15 protein-coding genes and 2 pseudogenes are annotated in these 14,379 nt (G+C 63.0%); 10 read left to right on the top strand and 7 right to left on the bottom strand.

The annotated features are described in order from the left end of the window. Positions 1–225: 225 nt before the first annotated feature. From ACFFIC_RS19320 to ACFFIC_RS19295, 6 genes and pseudogenes are all read left to right on the top strand, one after another. Positions 226–675, top strand: coding sequence for a MerR family transcriptional regulator (locus ACFFIC_RS19320; RefSeq protein ID WP_377053354.1), 450 nt, complete (start codon positions 226–228; stop codon positions 673–675). Between the two features lie 1,172 nt (positions 676–1,847). Then, complete coding sequence (locus tag ACFFIC_RS19315; protein WP_377053352.1) at positions 1,848–2,186, top strand: PadR family transcriptional regulator; 339 nt, start codon at positions 1,848–1,850, stop codon at positions 2,184–2,186. A 45-nt stretch (positions 2,187–2,231) separates the two neighbouring features. Further along, positions 2,232–3,692 (top strand): FAD-dependent oxidoreductase, encoded by a 1,461-nt coding sequence (locus ACFFIC_RS19310; RefSeq protein ID WP_377053350.1) that lies wholly within the window; start codon positions 2,232–2,234, stop codon positions 3,690–3,692. Next, positions 3,689–4,249, top strand: a pseudogene (locus ACFFIC_RS19305) (MFS transporter); the annotation flags it as partial. The gene ACFFIC_RS19310 and the pseudogene ACFFIC_RS19305, both read left to right, overlap by 4 nt. After that, positions 4,177–4,566: pseudogene (locus tag ACFFIC_RS19300) on the top strand (MFS transporter); the annotation flags it as partial. The pseudogenes ACFFIC_RS19305 and ACFFIC_RS19300, both read left to right, overlap by 73 nt. A 121-nt stretch (positions 4,567–4,687) precedes the next feature. After that, positions 4,688–5,308, top strand: coding sequence for an MFS transporter (locus ACFFIC_RS19295; RefSeq protein WP_377053348.1), 621 nt, complete (start codon positions 4,688–4,690; stop codon positions 5,306–5,308). Between the two features lie 227 nt (positions 5,309–5,535). Here ACFFIC_RS19295 and ACFFIC_RS19290 read toward each other — a convergent pair whose 3' ends face one another. Continuing rightward, on the bottom strand, positions 5,536–7,029 hold the full coding sequence (locus ACFFIC_RS19290; RefSeq protein WP_377053346.1) for a sensor histidine kinase: 1,494 nt from the start codon (positions 7,027–7,029) through the stop codon (positions 5,536–5,538). Positions 7,030–7,317: 288 nt separating this feature from the next. Continuing rightward, entirely contained in the window at positions 7,318–7,767 is a 450-nt protein-coding gene (locus tag ACFFIC_RS19285) for a beta-lactamase hydrolase domain-containing protein (protein ID WP_377053344.1), read from the bottom strand. Positions 7,768–7,842: 75 nt separating this feature from the next. Between ACFFIC_RS19285 and ACFFIC_RS19280 the strand changes: the two genes are divergently transcribed. The 4 genes from ACFFIC_RS19280 to ACFFIC_RS19265 are packed head-to-tail and all read left to right on the top strand — an operon-like array spanning position 7,843 to position 10,003. Continuing rightward, positions 7,843–8,166 (top strand): metalloregulator ArsR/SmtB family transcription factor, encoded by a 324-nt coding sequence (locus ACFFIC_RS19280; protein ID WP_377053342.1) that lies wholly within the window; start codon positions 7,843–7,845, stop codon positions 8,164–8,166. Positions 8,167–8,223: 57 nt separating this feature from the next. Then, entirely contained in the window at positions 8,224–9,129 is a 906-nt protein-coding gene (locus ACFFIC_RS19275; protein ID WP_377053340.1) for an MBL fold metallo-hydrolase, read from the top strand. An 8-nt stretch (positions 9,130–9,137) separates the two neighbouring features. Further along, on the top strand, positions 9,138–9,560 hold the full coding sequence (locus ACFFIC_RS19270; protein WP_377053338.1) for a YeeE/YedE family protein: 423 nt from the start codon (positions 9,138–9,140) through the stop codon (positions 9,558–9,560). A 5-nt stretch (positions 9,561–9,565) separates the two neighbouring features. Beyond that, positions 9,566–10,003 carry a DUF6691 family protein gene (locus tag ACFFIC_RS19265; protein ID WP_377053336.1) on the top strand — a complete coding sequence of 146 codons (438 nt, stop codon included), beginning with the start codon at positions 9,566–9,568 and terminating at the stop codon, positions 10,001–10,003. Positions 10,004–10,281: 278 nt separating this feature from the next. On the opposite strand, the gene ACFFIC_RS19260 is transcribed toward ACFFIC_RS19265, so the two are convergent. From ACFFIC_RS19260 to ACFFIC_RS19240, 5 genes are read right to left on the bottom strand one after another with little or no spacing between them, the layout of a single operon-like run. Continuing rightward, positions 10,282–11,427, bottom strand: a complete 1,146-nt coding sequence (locus ACFFIC_RS19260) for a c-type cytochrome (protein ID WP_377053334.1) — start codon at positions 11,425–11,427, stop codon at positions 10,282–10,284. Between the two features lie 48 nt (positions 11,428–11,475). Next, entirely contained in the window at positions 11,476–12,237 is a 762-nt protein-coding gene (locus ACFFIC_RS19255) for a substrate-binding domain-containing protein (protein WP_377053332.1), read from the bottom strand. Between the two features lie 39 nt (positions 12,238–12,276). After that, positions 12,277–13,050, bottom strand: a complete 774-nt coding sequence (locus tag ACFFIC_RS19250; RefSeq protein ID WP_377053659.1) for a sulfite exporter TauE/SafE family protein — start codon at positions 13,048–13,050, stop codon at positions 12,277–12,279. A gap of 20 nt (positions 13,051–13,070) precedes the next feature. Continuing rightward, positions 13,071–13,442: an ArsR/SmtB family transcription factor gene (locus tag ACFFIC_RS19245; protein WP_377053330.1), complete on the bottom strand. Its 372-nt coding sequence runs from the start codon at positions 13,440–13,442 to the stop codon at positions 13,071–13,073. Continuing rightward, positions 13,439–14,107, bottom strand: coding sequence for a peroxiredoxin (locus ACFFIC_RS19240; RefSeq protein WP_377053328.1), 669 nt, complete (start codon positions 14,105–14,107; stop codon positions 13,439–13,441). The genes ACFFIC_RS19245 and ACFFIC_RS19240 overlap by 4 nt, the downstream gene beginning before the upstream one ends. Positions 14,108–14,379: the final 272 nt, after the last annotated feature.

Below are 14,379 nucleotides of genomic sequence, written 5' to 3'. Positions count from 1 at the left end.
ACCCATCCCTCTGCGGCTGTCACGCACCGCACTTCGGTTAAGTGTAACTGGCTCCACCAGAAGCAAGCGAGGATTTCCGCTGTGAGATCTGCCCAACGGCGCCGGACGATTGCGGCTCTGGCCTGGAGTTGTGGCGCCGGTCGGGGCCCCTCCGTTTCGGCCGGTGTGGTATGGAATTGGCCGTCCTGCGCCTATGTTGAAGGGATGGAACGGCCAAACCAGCAGATGACCATCGGCGACCTGTCGCGGATCACGGGCGTTAAGGCCACAACAATCCGCTGGTACGAGGCGGAAGGATGGCTCCCTGCACCGGCCAGGACGGAGGGTGGGCATCGGTCCTATAACCAGGGACATGTCCGGCGCCTCGGCTTTATTCGCCACGCCCGCGAACTCGGCTTTCCCATGAACTCCATTCGGTCGTTGCTCGACTTGGCCGATCGTCCCGGCGATGACTGCTCAACCGCACATGCCATTGCCACGGCCCAGATCGCCGAGGTGGACACCCGCATGCGCCGTCTCGAGGTGCTTCGGGCAGAGCTGGAACGGATGGCCACCACGTGCGCCGGTGGAGTGGTGGGGCAGTGCCGCATCATCGAGACCCTGGCCGACTTCGAGCACGGCCACTGCAGTGATCCCGTTCATCCCCGGGGAAGCATGGACGTGCTGCCGCACTGAGCATGTCCTTGGAAGTTCCGGCTCAACCCGCCTCAAACTCTGGCGACTGGGTCATGTGGGCCGAGCGGGTGGATGTGGAGATGGCGAGTTCTCCAGACGATCTGGTGAAAAGGCTGAACCTCATTGCGGCGTTTAGGGGTAGGAGTTTGCCTGCTGAGCGCTTGCTGAGGACAGGTCAGGCGGAGCCGAGGGAGAAGTGATTGTAGCAGAGCAGCCCAGGGGTCGAGCGCTCAGATCTTGCCACGAGCCTCCCACCAGAACCCACCCTCCACAGCTGCTTTTGGAGGGCAGATGACCCGTTCCAGCCCCCCCTTTTTCGCCGCAGGCAGCCGAAGGCTCTTTTTCCCTACTATTATTCAATAGATTCGGGGCTTGCAGGCCATTGAAAAAAAACGAAAAAACGAGTATTTCAACTACACTTTGTTCGAAGTTCACTACAAGTCTGATTTCATCCACAGGTAAACGCCCAAAAAGCAGGCAGAAATTTCTACTTTGAGTTGTGGTCATTTCTACTTGCGGTTGTGTAAACCGTATGTCGCTCGTAGGCTGCCGAATTGCTCCGGACATCGCCTCGGTGTTGGGTTCTTGCCGCAGGGAGCCTCCTTCTCTAGTCGGCATCCCTTGCCCGCGCGGTGCCACCTGCAGGAAGGCCCGAGTGCCAGCGGTCCAGGCCTAGAGGATGTCAGCCTCTACCGTCGACCTTCCCACCGGGCAGGCGACGGAGCCAATCGACAATGTCACGGACCACGGTATGGACGTGCAGGCGTTCAACTGACCCAGGCGGATAGTGCCCACGATCGTTCCATGCCTCGCGCAGCACCTCTGCGAGCACCCGACGGTCGTGATCCGCTATCTTTGGCGGCATAGCCAGCCGAACCGTGTGCCGCGCCACATCGCCATCCTGCAGAACCAAACAGGAACATAGGGTCGCAGGTGAGCTTGTCAGGAGATCTACCCCCGCAGTCACCCCAGATATGCTTAGAACCTTGAGCCGCGACGTAAGGTGAGGCGCAACGTGGCCTGCCACAAACCCAGGCGCAAACACGATTCCCGTTTACGCATCGGATGCCGAGGCATAGCATATCGATATGTCGAAGTCTCAGCCCCTCCGTGCAGTTTCCCGGCCTACGCCGGACTTCACGGACCGCGCCTATTGGGCAGGAACCATAAAAATGGCCCTTTCCCGATTCTTCGTGCTCCAGGTCCTGCATGATGGCCCAGCCCATGGCTATGACATCGCTCGAGCGGTTGAGCGCACCACCAATGGGTGCTGCTCCCCTTCCGAAGGCGCTCTCTACCCCACGCTCCGGGACTTCGAGCAGGGGGGATACGTCATCTCGGAAACGGAGGTGGTCTCTGGCCGCGAGCGCCGCGTTTACACCCTAACCGACAAGGGCCGCGAAGCCTTCCAGGTCGGCCTGGGCGCTTGGATGGACGCCACTACAGCCCTGACCGAAACCGGCCGCGCCGCAAAGGTGCGCAGTGGCGTAGGGGAGGACTGCAAGTGCTGAGTCCTTGTTTGCCATAATACATCGCCGATCGATGCATCGAGAAAGATGACGACAATGGCATCGTGCTGCTCCACTACTCAGCGCCCCGACATCACGGCCGCTGCTCACCTGGACACTGCCTCCCTGCCGGTGGCCATCATTGGTGGCGGCCCGGTCGGCCTCGCCGCTGCAGCCCACCTGCTCGAACGCGGACTCCGGCCCGTCATCCTCGAGGCTGGGCCAACCGTCGGTGCAGCGACCCTGAATTGGGGGCACGTCCCCATGTTCTCGCCCTGGCGCTACAACATCGACCGGGCTGCACGGGCGCTTCTCCAGCGGCACGGCTGGACCCCACCTGACCCCGAGATCTTCCCCACCGGTAGCGAGCTCGTAGAGGCCTACTTGGCGCCCCTCGCCGCCACGCCCGAGCTTGCTGATCACCTACGCCTAAACACGCGGGTCACCGGTGTTGCACGCCTGCGATTGGGCAAGGTCCGGACCGCCGGACGTGAGCAGCAGCCCTTTGAACTGCGGTTCCAGGACGCCCAGGGAACGCAGGGCCGCCTTCTCGCCCGTGCCGTCATCGTCGCCACCGGCACATGGGGCAATCCCAGCCCAGCGGGGGCGTCCGGCCTCCCAGCGATCGGGGAAAGCGAGGCTGCCGATCGGATCCGCTACGGCATGCCCGATGTCCTTGGTGCCGATCGGGACCGCTATGCGGGAAGAAGGGTTCTGGTTGTCGGCTCTGGCCATTCGGCCATTGGCACCCTGATCGCGCTCCACGACCTCGCTGAACAGGCTCCGGGCACGACGATCCTCTGGGCCACCCGCAGCACGGACCTCACACGCGCCTACGGCGGCGGAGCAGCCGATCAGCTGGTCGAGCGCGGTGCCCTGGGGCAGCGCCTTCGCCACCTCGTCGAGAGCGGCGCCATCGAGCTCCTGGCGCCCTTCTCCGTCGATGAGGTCCGCAGGGAGGCCGCGGCATCCCTGAGGGTGCTGAGCGCCGAGGGCGGGGCGGTTGATGCCGACGAGATGGTGGTCGCCACGGGCCTTCGTCCGGACCTCAGCATCCTTGGCGAGGTGCGCCTCGACCTGGATCCCGCCCTCGAATGCCCACGTGTGCTGGCACCCCTGATCGATCCCAACCTACACTCCTGCGGCACTGTCCGTCCGCACGGTGCCGAGGAGTTGGCGCAGACCGACCCGGGCCTCTTCATGGCCGGGATGGCCAGCTATGGCCGGGCGCCGACCTTCCTGCTCGCGACGGGCTATGAGCAGGTGCGCTCCATCGCCGCCTTCCTGGCAGGCGACGTCGAGGCCGCGCGGCGGGTGGAGCTGGATCTGCCGCAGACCGGCGTCTGTAGCGCCTCCAGGGTGCTGCCAGAGGCAGTGGCGGCGGCTGGGCCGTGCTGCACCCCCGAGACGTCCCAGGGCCCCTGTTGTCCGCCCAAAGCGGATCTGGTGGAGCATGCACCCTGCTGCCCTGCCAACCCGGAGATCGCCCAGGTCGAGCCGGTGGAATGAGCCAAGTCACCGCCACTGAAGTCACAACGTCGGTGGACCCGGCCGCCGAGCACTCCAAGCTCGTTGTGGTGTCCGCGGTTGGGGTGGCGCAGGTTTTTGCCTGGGGGTCCACCTACTACCTGCCTGCAGTCCTGGCCGGGTCTATCGCGACCGACACCGGATGGCCGCTGTCCTGGGTGGTAGGTGCCTTGTCGGTAGGGCTCTTGGTCTCGGGCTTGGTCTCACCTCGGATTGGCAGCCTGATCGAACGCCATGGTGGCCGCCCCGTGCTGGCGACCAGTGCCATCCTGATGTCCATCGGCCTGCTTGGCCTCGGCATCGCTCCCACCCTGCCAGTGTTCATCGTGGCCTGGGTGGTCATCGGCCTCGGCATGGGAGCCGGTCTCTATGGTCCGGCATTCTCCGCCCGGGGACGGCTCTACGGCGACGAAGCGCGCTCAGGGATCACTGGCGTGACCTTGTTCGGTGGTCTTGCCAGCACGGTGTGCTGGCCGCTGACGGCCCTCCTCGCCGATTACTATGGCTGGCGGGGTGCCTGCCTGGCGTACGCCGCCGTCCACCTCACGGTCATGCGGGACGGCTCATCGACACCTATGGCGGCCGCGACGTCCTTGCCGCCTCCAACCTGGTCTTCGCGGTCGGGCTGGCGCTGCTGGCCTGGGCGTCCGGACCGGTCACGCTGGCACTGGCCTGGGCGGCGATTGGAATCGGTATGGGGTTCGGGCTGTACGAGGCCGCCTTCGCCACGGTGACTGGCCTCTATGGGCGTGAGGCCCGCAACGCGATTACAGGGATTACCCTGTTCGCAGGATTTGCCAGCACGGTCGGATGGCCAGCCAGCGCTCTCATGATCGACGCCCTGGGATGGCGCGGCGCCTGCCTCGCCTGGGCCGTCCTCCATCTGGTCGTGGCACTGCTCGCTGAACCGCTTTCTCGTCGCCCAGGCACCTCCGCCCGCGCCTGCTGCGGCCCCGGCCGATGCGGCGCCGAGCGGCGTGCCCTGGACCATGGTCATCCTGGCCGCCGTCTTCGCCGCCACGGCCTTCGTCTCCACCGCCCTGGCCACCCACCTGCCGCGCATCATCGAGGCCCTAGGCGCGGCGCCCGCCGCCGCAATCTTCGCAGCGTCACTGGTGGGTCCGGCACAGGTGGCCGCCCGGGTGGCGGAGTTCGCTCTGCTCCGGAAGGCGTCGCCTCTGCTCACGGCCCAGCTCGCCACGGGCCTGCACCCTGTCGGGGCGGCGCTGCTGGCCTTCCTAGGGCCAGTAGTGGCCATACCTTTCGTGCTGCTGCACGGCGCCGGGAACGGATTGCTGACCATTGCGAGGGGGACTCTGCCGCTCGCTCTGTTCGGGCCTGCGGGCTATGGCCTGCGGACAGGGTTGCTAGCGGCACCGGCACGCCTGCTCCAGGCCGGGGCGCCGCTCCTCTTTGCCCTGGTGCTAGACGCGCTCGGACCGCACGCCGCACTCTTCCTATCTGGCACCCTGACAGCGCTCTCGCTGCTCGCCTTGTTGGCTCTCGCACGTCGAACCCGCAGTCCGGGCGCAGCTGACCACAATGGAAATACGACCCTCGACAGTATAGTCGCCCCGCTTGAGGAGGTTCACCCTTGAGCATGAGAGATTGTCCTGCCGGGCACGGCGTTATTAGGCCTTGCCGTTGACAAAGGGCCCCAGGGCGCGACGGCCACAGCCGGGAGCGGCAGCCATGGAGACCTGCCCTCTTCGAAATTGATGCTCTGGTTGTAATAAGAACGGGTGAACGGTAGATCGCCCTCCGGGAGAATGCCTACGAAGACGATCGACCAGCGCGTGATCCATGGAGCGTCGAGCCGACCTGTCTAATCGGCGCCTGATGTAGCAGGCAAGGTGATGGCGCAACGCAAACCCCCGGGACGAAGGTTGTAGGAGACCTCAGCCTGGAGTTGATATGGCAGCGCGCATTCAATCAGTTCTCGTCCATATCCGCGGCGATCTGGTTGCGAGCCCGGACCCGTCTTAATGGAAACACCGCTCTCTTCCCATTCGATCACGAGGAGGGGCTCACGACCTTCCCTGTTCAGCAGCCGCCAATCCACTCGAAGCCGTCCTTGCGGTTGAGACAAGGCACCATGCTTCAGAGCATTGGTGGCAAGCTCATGCAGGCCCAGAGCAAGGGTTTGCACCGTGGAGGATCTTAGCTGCACCCCTTCCGGCCCTGACAGTTGTATCTGATGGCAGAGTCCCTCGGCGTCAAACGCACCATGTGCAGAGAGCTCCATCCGGACCAATGCATCAAAGGTAATACGATCGTCTTTGTGCAGGCGGGAGAGTAGCCCATTTGCCCGGCTTAACGCGTCCAGCCTTGCCTCAAAGCGCTCCGCGAAGTCGTCGAGTGATTTGCTCTGCGAGAGCGATCGGCTTGACAGGGATTTCACGACCGCAAGCAGGTTCCGGGTGCGGTGCTGCAACTCGGCCACCAGCAAGGTAAGGCGCTCCTCGCTCGCGCGAAGCCGTGCGTCCGCCCTCTTGCGATCAGTGATATCCAACGCAGCGCCGACGAAGGTAACCGGCCGCCCTTCCTTGAAAGCGGTTTGACCATGGGCCGACACCCATCGCTCGACACCATCTCCAATCCCAATCACTCGGTATTCAAGGTGGTAGACACCGTCGCTCCTTGGGTTGCTTCCCGCCTCCAAGGCGGCCTCCACACGCGGCCGATCGCTGGGGTGGATGGCAGACAGAAACACCTGTCGGTCCACATGGGCACCGGGTGGAAGGCCCCAGATTTTCCTGAGCCTGTTGTCCCAGATGCGGGTGCCGGTCGCCATGTCCACAGAGTAGGGGCAGAGGCCCACCAGTTCGACAGCAGCCTGTAGGCAGGCTTGGCTTTCTCTTAATGCTTCCCTCTGCGCGTGCTCCTGGGTGACTTCTCGGCAGATGGCCAGCACGCCACCCACTCCGTTCGGTGCCGTAGGTTCATCGATTGGGCTGAAGCCGTAGTCCCAGCGCGCATCCTGCCAACGACCATCCCGGAATACGGGTACTATCCCGTTCTCATGCCAAGTCGCCTTCCCACCCGCGAGAACCTGCTCAATCTGCGGGCCGATAACAGCCCAAAGGGTGCTCTTCTCACCCTGAGCACTTGACCCGAGAACATGCGGGTGTCGTTCAGGCCCAAGGATGGCAATGCAAGCGTCGTTATAGATGCGCGTCCAAGCCGGACCCCACCACAAAAACATGGGCTGACGGCTGCCGAGAATCAGGCGAACTGCGACGTGCATACTTTGCGGCCAACCCTCGATGGAGCCCACCGGGGTGGCTGCCCAATCATGGGTGCGGATGCGTTCTGCCATCTCTCCCTGCTGAGATAGCCATGACGGATCTCTGGACCACTCGTTCATCATTGCGAAGCGACTACCTGACAGCGAGGCTCAGTCTGCCTTCTCTGGGCAGGACCGATCCCGTGACCATGCCCCAGGCCACACCACGAGTTTCCATCGGGACCGGATGGGCATTCCAATGCTGCGCACCTTGCTGCTCACTTGAGAGCTGCAACCTTGTCCGACGGTATGGATCCCGGTCTCGCATGAACAGCCGCTCCCTAGGACACTAGGTTCCAGCGGCTGTTCGGTAGCCTCTATTTACGCGCTCTGATCCAGGTACCGCCTGACGAACACCTCGAGTTCCGGGCTGCCCCAGTCGAAGCCAAGATCCCGCGCCCGAGAAAGGGCATCCTCACCGGACAAGCCTTCCTCTTTGGCTGATCCCAAGATGCCGAAGATGCTTGCCCGTTTCCCAGAGGCGCAGTGGATGAGAACTGGGCCTGGCAACTCCGACAGCCTCTGGCAGAACTGGTCCACCTGCTCGGGTTGAGGACCAGTGGGGGAGACAGGGATGTGAGCATAGCCCAGCCCCACCTCGCGGGCGGCCGCACCCTCCGCATCGGGCAGGAGAGGCTGGTTCGGCTCGCCTGACGTCCGCAGGTTCACAACAGACCGGAAGCCCTCCCTGGCGATCTCCGCAAGTTCGGCTCGGGTAGGCGGAGCCGGGGCAACACTAAGCCGATCGTTGATCCTGATCTTGTGGGCCATATGAATTTTCCTCGCCGCGATAGGGTTGAAGATGTATTCCTTCTTCTTAGATTATCAACCATGAATATGACGGAGATGCGCGACAGGGCTGGCGAGGCGGAACGCTTCTTGAAGTCTCTGGGGAACGAGCACCGGCTACTGATCCTCTGCTCACTCACCCAGGGAGAGAAATCGGTTGGTGAACTGGAGGCGCTGCTCGAGATGCGGCAGCCCCACCTATCCCAGCACCTGACCCGACTTCGGGAGGATGGTCTGGTCAAGACCCGCCGTGTCTCCCGGACCATCTACTACCGTCTGGGCAGCGAGCCCGCCCAGCGGGTGATTGGCCTTCTCTATGAACTGTTCTGCGCTGGGGGCGCAGCCGCATCCCCGCCTGAGCCTGCTGCACGAGAGGGCTGATAGGGCGGGCCGCATCACCCATGGTCCCCATCGCTTTGTCCTATGGAGGGAAACCAGATGTCGAACAAACAGCCGGTCGTGACGGGCTTCTACCACGACGACACCAACAGCATCGCTTACGTGGCTGCCGATCCAGCAACCAAGAGCTGCGCCATCATTGACCCCGTTCTCGACTTTGACCGTGCCTGTCGTGGTACTCACACGACGTTTGCCGACCGCATGGTGAACTTCGTTCGAGAGCAGGGCCTCACGGTCCGATGGATCCTCGACACTCACCCGCATGCCGACCACTTCTCTGCCGCCCCCTACCTCAAGGAGGTGTTCAGCGCTCCGACTGCCATTGGCGAAAGGGTCATCCGCGTCCAGGAAATCTGGAAGAAGATCTACAACCTCGCAGACTTTCCAACCGACGGTTCGCAGTGGGACCGCTTGTTCAAGGACGGAGAGCGCTTCCAAGTTGGCGATCTGGATGTGGACGTTATCTTCTCTCCCGGCCACACCGCGGCCTCGATCACCTACGTCATCGGTGACGCGGCGTTCGTCCACGATACCCTGTTCATGCCAGACGGCGGGACGGCGCGGGCCGACTTCCCTGGCGGCGATGCCCGTGCGCTCTACCGCAGCATTCAGCGCATCCTGGAACTCCCGCCAGGGACCCGCGTCTTCACCGGCCACGATTACCAGCCGGGTGGGCGAGATCCGAAATGGGAGTCCACAGTCGCCGAACAGCAAGAGAACAACACGCACCTGCGAAGCGGCGTGACAGAGGATGCCTTTGTCCAGGCGCGTGAAGACCGTGACCGGACGTTGTCCTTCCCTGACCTGCTGCTGGATGCACTTCAGGTAAACATCCGAGGTGGCCGCCTTCCAGAGCCAGAGGCCAACGGTGTCTCCTATCTAAAGGTTCCCCTCAACTATTTTCACGAGACCGGCTGTGCGGTCATTCGCAAGCCCAAGAACTGAGCTTTCCCATGGAGAACTTCACCCCTGTTTCATCTGCACTCGGTGGTGCACTGATTGGTCTATCCACTGCCTTGCTGTGGATAGCCAACGGTCGCGTTGCCGGAATAAGCGGCATTATCGGCGGCATCATCAAGCCAAAGGGTGGGGAAGTAGCTTGGCGCTTGGCATTCCTCACAGGGCTGATCGGTACCCCCCTTGCCTATTCGGTTGTTCAGGGTGCACCAGCGATCTCCGTTGAGGCTGACTACACCACGCTTGTTGTCGCTGGTCTATTGGTCGGCTTCGGCACGCGCCTGGGTGGCGGCTGTACCAGTGGTCACGGCGTGTCTGGGCTTGCACGGCTGTCGCGGCGCTCGATCACGGCCACTGGAGCATTCATGCTTGCCGCGGCCGTGACTGTCTTCCTCGTACGTCACGCCGCCGGAGGCTGATCGCCATGACCCGCACAATCACCTCCCTTGTCTCAGGTATCCTCTTTGGACTCGGTCTCGTCATCTCGCAGATGGTGAATCCGCAGAAGGTTCTCGCCTTCCTCGACATCATGGGAAACTGGGATCCTAGCCTTGCCTACGTTATGGGGGCTGCGATCCCTGTCGCGGCTCTGGGGTTCGCACTGGCAAAGCGCCGGAAAACCCCCTTCTACGCTGCGTCATATTCTGGACCGACCAAAACAGGTGTTGATGGCCGCTTGGTTGTGGGTTCAATCATGTTCGGCGCTGGGTGGGGCTTGGCTGGCTTCTGTCCAGGACCGGTGCTGGCCTCGTTCCTACTGGCTGGCACCCCCGTGGTCGTGTTTTTGGTGACCATGCTGATCGGCATGGCTGCCTTCTCGGTAGTCGACCATCACCTACCCAGCCAGTCCAAACCGGCGTGAGGACAACCGTAGCATCTGGATGGATTGCAGCTGGTCGGGGCGAATGATTGCGAACCGGATCAGGATGCCCCGAACAGCTTGGAGCTGTGCGCGAAAGCAAAGCAGGCGACGGCGGTCTAGCGAGGTAACCAAGCTTAAAGGGGCCGTACTCACTCCGGCCTTACGGCGCCTCCTAACAGAATTTGGTTTTGTGAAACGCCTTGGTGGACGACCAATTCGGTTCAGAACCGATCGTCTTCCAACGCAGTTAGGCTTACTGGGTCGCCCCTTGACTGGCTTCAACGCTGGGAGGCACGAACTTCGGCTGAGTTGGACCGTAGCCAATCTTGGATCGGCTGCCATGGACCATAACGGTGCTGCTCGGGTGAGAATGGACCGACGAACGGTCCGTAACCGGCATCGACTGGCTTCTTGGAGAGGTCAGGGTAATCCGCGTCCAGATTTGCGCGCTGCGGCCTGGGTTGCGAGTTTACAAAGGCCATGACGTCGTAAGCGTCATCCGCGGAGATCTGCGGCTCCTCGAAGGTGGTGCCGAGCGGCATGTTAGCGTGGACGAACCGAGCAGCCGTGATGGTCCGCGCCATGCCAGCCCCATTGTTGTAGCTGTCCGGCCCCCAGAGCGGCGGAAACTGGTACCGCTTGCCCTGCTCCGCCGCTTCGGCTGCTTCCAGTCGTTGCCCTTGCCCATCTGCCCCATGGCATGTTGAGCAGGCAGATGCATAGACCTGACGCCCGCGTTCCGGGTCGGCCGCACGGGTCGGCAGTGGGATCGGCGGCGCCCCGCGTCCCTCTAGCGACTTGCCGACCTGTTGGGGGCCACTGATGTAGCGAATGTAGGCAAGGATGGCCTTCATTTCGTCCCCGTCCACGGGTAACGCCTGGCCATTCATGCTGCGCTCCATGCAGCCGTTGACGCGCTCCTCTAGCGTGCGGACTTCGTTCTCGCGTCCGATGTACTGCGGGAAGACGCCCCAGATCCCTGCCAGGGGCAGGCCATAGCGCTGGGTGCCTGCCTGCAGATGGCAGGACTGGCAGGTGAGCCCATTCCCGGCGAAGCGCATCGCCGGATCGTGGGCGTCGGGCCCAATGAGAGAGGAGGTCTTGGAGATCAGGTCACGGCCTCGACGCACCGTCTCGGCGAAGATGTCTCCGGCGGGCAGCGTGTCGGGGTCGGGGATGTCCCAGGCCGATGCAAGCCTGATCGGTGGCGCACCCGCCTGTCCTGCACCCGTCTGCGGTGCTGCGGGCGCTGCCGACGCAGAACTGGCGGGTGTTGGAAGAGGGGCCGTTGCTGAAGCAGCCTGCTGCCGAGGAGCCGGAGGTCTGGAGGCCGCCTGTTCCGGTCGTCTTGGAGAAAGGAACAGCACGAGTGCACTAGCCGCGACAGCACCGTAGGCAGTCGTCATCAGGGAAGGCATACGCATCTTGTGTTCCTCCTGTGCTATTTTTCTCGGCTGCTCCTTCTTTGGAAGTCAGGGAGAAGGTGTCGACCAGCCCCATTTGCCGAAAATCGCGGCTCCCGCTTCCGATGAAAGGAAGTCCATGAATCCCCGCGCAGCTTCCTTCGTGGAACCCAACCTGGTCAGTGCCACCCCTGTATCCCGGTAGATCCGGAACTCCGGCTCGACCTCCACGATGTCCGCGAGAGTGGGATTTGCCACCCCCCAGATCGACCAGATGATCCAGGCCTCAATTGATGGATCGTCGATCCAGGCCTGACGAGCCTCGGCGCTGTTCGCCGCGAAGCGGACGATGTTGGATCGCAATGCGCGGACTTTGCCGATGTCTCCGGTCCGACCTGCCATATCCTCCCACAGGCCGTTCTGCCCGGCCCCATTGACCACGAGGACACGACGACCAGGCCGCATCACATCCTGCAGGCCTGCGATGCGGCCTGGATTCCCGGGCCGCACGAGGATGGCCGAAGGCCTGAGGTAGAGCGGACGGACACTGGATGGCTCGACGCTGTCACCCATGGCAGCGATGAAGTCCGTCATCATGGTTTCCGATCCGCTGAAGACCACGTCGGCGTCGCTCCTGGCGCGCTCGATCCAGCTTCCCGTGGGCCCGCCGGTGACCTGGACCTCCACGCCTCGAATGCGCCTGAATGCCTCGGCGGCTTCCCGCATGGCGGGCAACGGCCCACCCGGGCCGTACACTCTAAGGGTCTCAGCCGAAGCTGTTCCGCCTATGGCAAGGCATAGAACCAGGACGGAAAGGCACTTGTTCAGCATGTTCTCGTTCCTGGTTCCCAGTGATCGGGAAGTTGAGTGTCAGCCACCGAAGCCGAAGGCAGCCGCGTTCTGGTAGAGCATGTAGAAGGCAACGATGAAGACGAGGCCCGCGAAGATCTGGTTGAGAGCGGCCTTGTGATGGCCGAGGCGGCAGGCGAGTTGCATGCCGACGTACCCCCCGGCCAGACCGCCGACGATGTACTCGATGGCCACAACCCAATCGACAAGGCCGGATGCCGCGTAGCTGACAGCCGTCGTCAGGCCAAAGGCGCCTACCGCAAGGAGAGAGGAGCCCACGGCGAAGATCATCGGCATGCCTGTCGAGAACAGCAGCCCAGGCACGATCAGAAATCCTCCTCCGATCCCGAAGAAACCGGAGAGAAGACCGACGCCGAGAGCGCAAGCGGCGACCAGGATCAGACGGCCGTTCGATCGACGGTCTTCTTCAGGGGCAACGCGTGCCTTGGCGTCCTTGCGCCGGAGCATCAGAACGCCCACAGCGACCATCAGGATGGCGAATAAGAACAGCAGACGCTGGCCGTCGAAGCTCTTGCCGAACCAGGATCCGATCGCTGCTCCTGCCGTTCCCACTGCGGCGAAGATCGTGGCGTCGAGCCACTTGACGTTCCCGACGCGAGCATGCCCCGCGAAGTTCGCGAAAGCATTGGCGGACACGGCGAGCGCACCCGTTCCAATGGCGACGTGCGGCTGCAATCCCACCACGTAGAGGAGCAGCGGCGTGGCCAGGATAGACCCACCTCCGCCGATGAGGCCCAGGGTAAAGCCGACCAACCCTCCGGACAGGACGGCCATGGCGGATTGCAGCAGCACAGCTATCCCTTCCTGACCACGGCGAAGGTGGACGCAGGCGCGTTGCGGACTGGCTTGCGTTGCACAGCAGGGAGAGCCGCGGGCACTTCACCGCCGAGGCCTTGACGCAGGCACAGGAGCAGCTGCTCGGCCTTTCCAGGTGTAACCCGGTAGAACACCATCCTGGATTCTCGCCGGGAGACGAGCAGGCCCGCATCCCGCATCTCGGCGAGGTGCTGAGACAGATTTGGCTGTTTGACGCCAAGCTCCTCCTCGATCTGCCCGACGGAGCACTCGCCATTGAGCAGATGGAGGGCAATCCCCAGTCGCGCAGGATTGGCGAGAACCCGTAGAAGAGCTGCCCCCTCGGCTACCTCGACCGAATCGAGCCTCAACGCCCTCGCCCCTTTGGCTTCTTCGGCAGGGGACCAGTCCGGAAGTACCAGTCGGCACCTTGTCCGTGCTCCGCGTAAGCCGCCTCTGTGGTCAGAGGAGGCGGAAGGATCACGTCGTCCCCTGGACGCCAGCCCTCTGGTGTGGACACGTCGTGAGCGTCTGCTGTTTGGAGCGCCGTCACGAGGCGTAGGAGTTCCTCGACGTTGCGGCCAGTCGTCATGGGGTACCAGCTGATTGCTCGGATCATTCCCTCGGGATCGATCACAAATGCCGCCCGGACCATGGAGGCGTCGGGCGCGTGAGGCGCAATCATGCCGTAGGCCGCCGCGATCGCCATCGACGGATCCTCGATGATCGGGAAGGTCACCTTGACCCCAAATTGGGAGTAGATGCTCCGGATCCAGGCAAAGTGCGAGAACAGGCTGTCGACCGAGAGAGCCAGCAGTGAGCAACCCAGCTCCTCGAACCGGTCTGCCGTTTTGGAGAAGGCGATGAACTCGCTGGTGCAAACCGGAGTGAAGTCGGCTGGGTGGGAGAAGAGGAGCAGCCATCGCCCTCGGTAGTCCGCTAACGAGCGGTCGCCCATCGTCGTGCGAGCCTGGAAGTCTGGCGCTGGGTCGTGAAGCAGCGGCGGTCCAACGTGCCGCGTGTTTGTGTCGCTCATATCCCATCCTTGCAGTGCCATGGAGCGGGCCAGTCAGGGCGGACGCCCGCCCCCTGATCACCCTGCGCCATCTATCCCAAGCATCAGGAGGGATGGCGACATCCAGAAGCTCGCAGCAGGCCGCAGTCCCAGCACTTGCGAGTTCCAGCATCTCGATGCCTCACGGGAATGGGATCGTCGGAGACCTGATATTACGTTACTTAACCTAGATCGCAAGTAGTAAGTTCTTAACTATTGAGGTGAGGGGCTGACCCGGAGGGCCAGCCTGAACT

The organism is Muricoccus vinaceus (assembly GCF_042433125.1).
In the GTDB taxonomy this organism is placed as follows: domain Bacteria; phylum Pseudomonadota; class Alphaproteobacteria; order Acetobacterales; family Acetobacteraceae; genus Roseomonas; species Roseomonas vinacea.
Note: the sequence above shows the minus strand (reverse complement) of the source record. Positions and strands in the feature narration are given on the sequence as shown.

What these genes read in the sequence shown, in the direction of transcription:
- ACFFIC_RS19280 (WP_377053342.1), top strand. Translation starts at nt 7,843, where the DNA reads ATGCGCGACAGGGCTGGCGAGGCGGAACGCTTCTTGAAGTCTCTGGGG.
- ACFFIC_RS19315 (WP_377053352.1), top strand. Translation starts at nt 1,848, where the DNA reads ATGGCCCTTTCCCGATTCTTCGTGCTCCAGGTCCTGCATGATGGCCCA.
- ACFFIC_RS19285 (WP_377053344.1), bottom strand. Translation starts at nt 7,767, where the DNA reads ATGGCCCACAAGATCAGGATCAACGATCGGCTTAGTGTTGCCCCGGCT.
- ACFFIC_RS19260 (WP_377053334.1), bottom strand. Translation starts at nt 11,427, where the DNA reads ATGCGTATGCCTTCCCTGATGACGACTGCCTACGGTGCTGTCGCGGCT.
- ACFFIC_RS19310 (WP_377053350.1), top strand. Translation starts at nt 2,232, where the DNA reads ATGACGACAATGGCATCGTGCTGCTCCACTACTCAGCGCCCCGACATC.
- ACFFIC_RS19255 (WP_377053332.1), bottom strand. Translation starts at nt 12,237, where the DNA reads ATGCTGAACAAGTGCCTTTCCGTCCTGGTTCTATGCCTTGCCATAGGC.
- ACFFIC_RS19250 (WP_377053659.1), bottom strand. Translation starts at nt 13,050, where the DNA reads ATGGCCGTCCTGTCCGGAGGGTTGGTCGGCTTTACCCTGGGCCTCATC.
- ACFFIC_RS19240 (WP_377053328.1), bottom strand. Translation starts at nt 14,107, where the DNA reads ATGAGCGACACAAACACGCGGCACGTTGGACCGCCGCTGCTTCACGAC.
- ACFFIC_RS19265 (WP_377053336.1), top strand. Translation starts at nt 9,566, where the DNA reads ATGACCCGCACAATCACCTCCCTTGTCTCAGGTATCCTCTTTGGACTC.
- ACFFIC_RS19290 (WP_377053346.1), bottom strand. Translation starts at nt 7,029, where the DNA reads ATGGCAGAACGCATCCGCACCCATGATTGGGCAGCCACCCCGGTGGGC.
- ACFFIC_RS19275 (WP_377053340.1), top strand. Translation starts at nt 8,224, where the DNA reads ATGTCGAACAAACAGCCGGTCGTGACGGGCTTCTACCACGACGACACC.
- ACFFIC_RS19270 (WP_377053338.1), top strand. Translation starts at nt 9,138, where the DNA reads ATGGAGAACTTCACCCCTGTTTCATCTGCACTCGGTGGTGCACTGATT.
- ACFFIC_RS19320 (WP_377053354.1), top strand. Translation starts at nt 226, where the DNA reads ATGACCATCGGCGACCTGTCGCGGATCACGGGCGTTAAGGCCACAACA.